This window comes from Psychroflexus sp. MES1-P1E (assembly GCF_002836055.1).
Classification (GTDB): Bacteria; Bacteroidota; Bacteroidia; order Flavobacteriales; family Flavobacteriaceae; genus Psychroflexus.
The window spans coordinates 1-5,906 of record NZ_PJBS01000137.1 but is presented as its reverse complement, the minus strand read 5'-3'; the positions used below and the strand labels follow the sequence as shown (position 1 = coordinate 5,906).

The 5,906-nt window shown below is 36.4% G+C and carries 2 protein-coding genes and 1 pseudogene; 2 read left to right on the top strand and 1 reads right to left on the bottom strand.

The window, feature by feature from the left end:
* A partial coding sequence (locus CXF67_RS03875) for a T9SS type B sorting domain-containing protein (protein WP_145990373.1) occupies positions 1 to 4,329 on the top strand: 4,329 nt, incomplete at its 5' end.
* On the top strand, positions 4,326 to 5,285 hold the full coding sequence (locus CXF67_RS03870) for a PorP/SprF family type IX secretion system membrane protein (RefSeq protein ID WP_102087540.1): 960 nt from the start codon (positions 4,326 to 4,328) through the stop codon (positions 5,283 to 5,285). The genes CXF67_RS03875 and CXF67_RS03870, both read left to right, overlap by 4 nt.
* Positions 5,286 to 5,375: 90 nt before the next feature.
* Here the strand turns inward: CXF67_RS03870 and CXF67_RS03865 are convergent.
* Positions 5,376 to 5,858, bottom strand: a pseudogene (locus CXF67_RS03865) (DUF808 family protein); the annotation flags it as partial.
* Between the last annotated feature and the right edge of the window lie 48 nt (positions 5,859 to 5,906).

The window sequence follows — 5,906 nt, the reverse complement described above, 5'->3', positions numbered from 1 at the left end:
CTTATATGTTCTGAATTCACTTTCGGAAAAACACCCCCTGGAATCTCTAATGATTTTTATACCAGTCGAATAGATAGAACTTTGGAAATCGATGCTGCCATCGGAGTGTTACAAAACGATGCTGATAGTGATGGGGATAATTTAGCCCTCATAAGTTTCAAAATAAATAATGTTGATTATTCAGATGGACAAACAGCGACAATTCCTGAGGGAAGTATAAATAGTAATACCGATAGTAGTTTGTCTTACAACCCCACCCCCAAATTTAACGGTAGTGTGCCCGTTAGGGTTTATAAAATAGCAGATGAAACGTCTTCAGCTTCAGGAAATTTGTCTTTATCGCTAGCTCCTGTTGCTCAAAACGATTACGACACTGCAAATATCAATACACCTTTAACGGCACCCGCCCCGGGTGTTTTAGGAAATGACACTTCTGAAGGTGAAAACCCATTAACCGTGATTTCATTTACTATCAACGACGGCAATGTATTCCCTGTTGGGGAGACAGTAACTTTTCCTCAGGGGGATTTTACACTAAATGCTGATGGTAGTTATACGTTTAATCCATCTTCTAATTACGCAGGGCGTGTTCCGCCTATAACGTATACTATTTCTGATGGAACAGATGAAGCATCGGCAATCCTTTTTTTAATTGTTGAAGACATTGAAGATTTAATAGAGTTTTTAGATTTTGAATCTTGTAATCAAGGGTTTAGTTCAGATGGGAATTATAAAATACTATACAAATTTAGGTTTGAAAATAAAAGTATTGCAAGAGATTCTAATCCTCTTAGCTTGATTAGGGATATTGAAATATCTGAAGATTTTAATGCGATTTACGGTTTGGGTTGTGTGACATCCGTTGATAATGTAACTATAATTACTGATAATTTTAGTGAAACTCCTTATCCACTTGTGTTTAGTAACACTATTAATGTAAACCAAGACTTTCTGGAGGGTACCTCTGGTGTCTTATTCGATACGGAAACAATAAATGACGCCATATTATATCCAAGGCAAATTGTAACTATTTCTTATTGTATATCTGTAAATCCATTTTGTGACGGCAGGCTAAATCCTACACCTTCGGATTCTGGAATTGAATTTAATGCTATTTTAGACCTTACCTCTTCAGCCGGTAGTAATGATATTTCGTTAAATCTTACAGATTTTCATACCACTGAAGCCATTATCACGGCAGATCTAAACATACCCGTTTTTAGCCCTGAAGTAAACCCAGACGGAACTTATAATTTCACAAATACTGTTACCATTACCAACGATGGAACCGAGACGGCTAATAGTGTCAACTTTAATATGGGGCTAGGTAGCTTTTTAGAAAATGAATTAACGTTTAATGAACTTACCCTAGAGCAAGTTTCAGGACCAACAGTGACTGTAAATACAAATTATGACGGTGACACAAATACCACCTTACTAGTGCCTAGTACCACCTTAGAACCTGGTGAATCTATCGTTTTAGAAATATCTCACCTAATAGCACCTGTCAATAATTCCCTTAATAATGACTTTAATCAGATTACGCGCTCCCAGACGCAGGGACCTTTAGATGATTTTGATGAGGATACTTTAGAAAATAGAAGGCTATATTCTTTTGTGACTTGGGAAGATGGATTAGGAGAGCATTTAGACAGGTATTATGATCCAAACACAACATCGGTACCCGAAATTGATAACCAGTGCAGTTGTGTTTCTCTTGGGATGTCTTTTCTATTTACTCCATCGGCATCTAGCGAAAAAGTCATAACTGAAACCAATACTGCGCCAAACGGAATTTTGGAACATGAAGAATTTACATTTCAATTATCTGTTACAAACACGAGCCCAGTGGTGGATTTAATAAACTTACAATTGGAAGAAAATCTCTCTGATATATGTGGAAAACCCCCTGTATCCTTCACTCCTCCTGAAATAGTTGAAAGTACTGCTGCCACAAATCCTACCTTAAATACGAACTTCGATGGCGATACAGACTTTAAAATTTTTGATGGAGCTTCTGGACTTTTACAGGCAGGTCAAACTATAACTATTGAAATTACTGTTGTTTTAAATGAAGATTGTATTGGGGAAAACACAATAAACTTTTCTGGCAAAGGCCCACTAAGTGATGTTGGAAGTACGGACAGCATAGAGGTTAATGCTTCCACAGATACAGATAATGACGGTATTTCTAACGCAGTTGATATTGATGATGACAACGATACTATTTTAGATATAAACGAATCAAATGGTGCTGATCCCTTGGATGACGATGATGCCGATTTTATACCAAATTATAGAGATCCAGATTTTGGACCAGATACTAATAGTGACGGAATTATTGATAGTTTCGATTTTGATGGCGATGGTGTACCCAATCATTTTGATTTAGACTCCGATAACGATGGTATTTTTGATATTAATGAAGTTGGTAATTCTGCTACCGACACCAATAGTGATGGCCAAACCAATACTAGTGTTGGCTCAAATGGATTAGACGATACTTTAGAAAACAATGATAGCCCTAATGCATCGGTCACTTACCCGATTGCGAATACGGATATGGATGCAAATCCAAATTATTTGGATATAGACTCCGATGCTGACGGTATTGTAGATACTATAGAAGCACAACCAACAGACAGCTTCGTGCCACCAACTAATACATTTACAGAAAACGGAGTTGATACAGCCTATCCAAATGGCTTAACCCCAGTAGATACAGAAGGAGATCTTGCTTTTGATTATATAGATATTAACTCTGATGACGATATAAGAGATGATCGCATTGAAGGCTGGGACTTTGATAATGATGATACTCCAGAGACTACAGCCTCAGGTTTAGATGCAGACAGTGATGGCTTGGATGACGGCTATGACACTGATAACAGCAGAGTAAATCCAACAAACGGACAACGACCTACAGATTTTCCAAATGTTGACTATGCTACTACCCCAGAAAGGGACTGGCGAGAGATCATGGCCATTGTAGTCTTATTAGATGGCGTAACTGTCGTTGAGGGAAATGACTTACAATTTATTTTTTCTTTGGTTAGATTCAATGACAATACCATTCCAGTACAATCTGCATCTCCAGTGGAAATTGACCTTTTCACAACAGATGGAACAGGAACAACCACTATATACGATGTCGCAATTTCGCCTTTTGATTATAATGCAGTCGTCGATAATCAATTTGTGATTCCTCGATTTACTGAAACTTTTCCTTTTGAGATCACTTCCGTTAATGATAACATTTCTGAATTAGATGAATTATTTACCTTAACTGCTACCATTACCTCTGGCAACACCATAAATACAGAAGCAATTGGCATAGGCACTATTCTAGATAACGATCCGCTACCAAATATAACCATGGAGGATGTCATTGAATTTGAGGGGGAAGATTTAGTTTATACTATTAGCTTAAGCAACCCGAGCTCTAGACCTACAGATATTGATATAGTAAGCGAGGATAATACAGCACTATCTCCAGAGGACTATATAGCCATAACAGAAACCTTAAATATAATAGGAACCATAGATCCAGGTAATCCTAATGATAGAATTTCATTTAATATCACCACCCTCTTAGATAATCTAAATGAGCCCGACGAAGAATACCTAAATGTATTTGGAAACGTCATCTCAAATAATATAGGTAATGAAGATTTGACAAAGACAGGGACAATTTTGGACATCGACCCAGATCCATTTATGGTTATAACAAATCCAACGGTTGTAGAAGGTAACCCATTGGTATTTATCGTGACGCTTATTAATGAAACAACCGGTGCATCCATGGGTAATTTTTTACCAATAAATTTTAATCTTAAAACTGAAGATATTACAACAACAATTAACAGTGATTATCCTTCCTTTTTTGCAAGTGCGTCTATACCCGCTTTAGAAACTTCATTTACTCAGGATATTCCAACGATAGATGATAGTTTGAATGAAAAAACCGAAACTATGAACTTAACTGCTGAGATAACATTAGGTCAGATATCTAATTCCTCATCAGGAATCAGGGGATTAGGAACACTTAAAGATAATGATTTCCCAAATTTATTTTCACCAAACAATGATGGTCGCAGTGACGTCTTTAAAATTGATGGTTTAGAAGATTTCCCAAACTTTAAGTTGGATATTTTTGATAGATGGGGAAGTGAACTATATAATTATAGTAATAATGGCAGTTTAAGTCCTATTTGGTGGGATGGAACTAATAATGGAAAGCGGATTGTTGAAGGTGTTTATTTTTACTCCTTAGATTATAATGATGGCGTTACCAAACCTAAAACTGGATTTATCCAACTTATAAGATGACAAATGTTATTATCACACATATAAAATTCACAAGTAAATTGAAGATTGGAATCTTTTGTTTTTTGTTGCTAAATGTGTTTTTTGTGTATGCGCAACAAGCACCACACTACGCACAATATTTTTATAACATGCAAGTACTGAATCCCGCATTTGTTGGGTCTAAATCAGATTTAAATGCTGCACTTCTTACACGAAGACAATGGATTAATATTGAAGGCGCACCAGAAACAAGCACATTTTCGGTAAATACTAGGATCAATTCAGGTTTTGGTTTTGGAGCTACGGTTATAAGTGATAAAATAGGTTTGGTCGATAACACCAGCCTTAATTTTGACGTTTCTTACACGATACCCACATCTGAGTTCGGACGCTTGTCTTTTGGAGTAAAAAGTGGCGTAGCTTTTTTTAATAATGATTTGGCCAGTGGCATTACAGTAGATGACGAAATATATGCGTCCACAACAGGACAATATGATAATCTGGGGTTTGGATTTTTATACAGTTCAAAAGATTTTTATGTGGGCTTATCTTCACAAAATTTATTTGAATCCCCAGTTTTTAGATTACAAGATGATGTACAAACCGTAAAAGGCTTAGAGCGTGGTAATTATTTTCTTACAGGCGGCATGTCAATAGAGCTTTCAAAATTTAGTGATATTGTTTTTAGACCTTCTACGATGATAAAATACACTCCCACTTTGCCTGTATCCGTAGATATAAACGCAAATTTTATCCTAAATAAAAAATATGAGATAGGCGTGTCTTATCGCCATCAAAATTCACTGAGTGCGATGGTATCTCTAATTATAAATGAAAAATACAGAATCGGATATGCTTATGAAAATTATCTCTCCAGCATTGGCCAGAATCTAAATTCCCATGAATTGATTTTAAGAATTGATTTAAAACTAGAGCGTAATAAACGATGGCTTAATCTGGATTGTTGTAGTTTTTAAAAGATGCTTTTCATCAATCAAAAAACCTGTACTGAGTTAGGTCGTCGTATAATTCAATTTATTCATACGGCATTATAAATATAATTTGGTATCCACCACTGTGCCCAGAGCAATAATGATAATTTCTACCGAGAGAATAAAGTCGGTCACAATCGCCGATTTGATGCGCTCCTTTTCCAAGGACATCGTCTCACTTTTAGTTTTGGCACTTTTGAATTCTTTTTTTTTGGAATGTGGATGTGGACCTATATAGTGATAGATTTTCTCTGCACCTTCATAAGCCAAATACAAACCTCCAAGCAGGAGAGCTATAGTGATAGCTTCAGGCAAAAAGGCACTCAGTAAAAAAGCAATAGGCAGAATAATCACTTTATTAAGTAAAGAGCCTTTGGTAATAGACCATAAAACGGGGAGCTCGCGTGAAGTCATAAAACCAGAAGCTTTTTCTGCATTGACGGCAAGGTCGTCACCCAAAATTCCAGCTGTTTTTTTAGCAGCCACTTTACTCATAACCGCGACGTCGTCCATGAGCGCAGCTATATCATCTAGAATGGCAAAAAATCCTGAAGCCATGTGTTGTTTTTTAAAATATTAGGGATGACGAAATTAGTTTTTTAAATA

Coding starts and splice junctions, on each gene's coding strand:
- CXF67_RS03870 (WP_102087540.1), top strand. CDS start 4,326: ATGACAAATGTTATTATCACACATATAAAATTCACAAGTAAATTGAAG.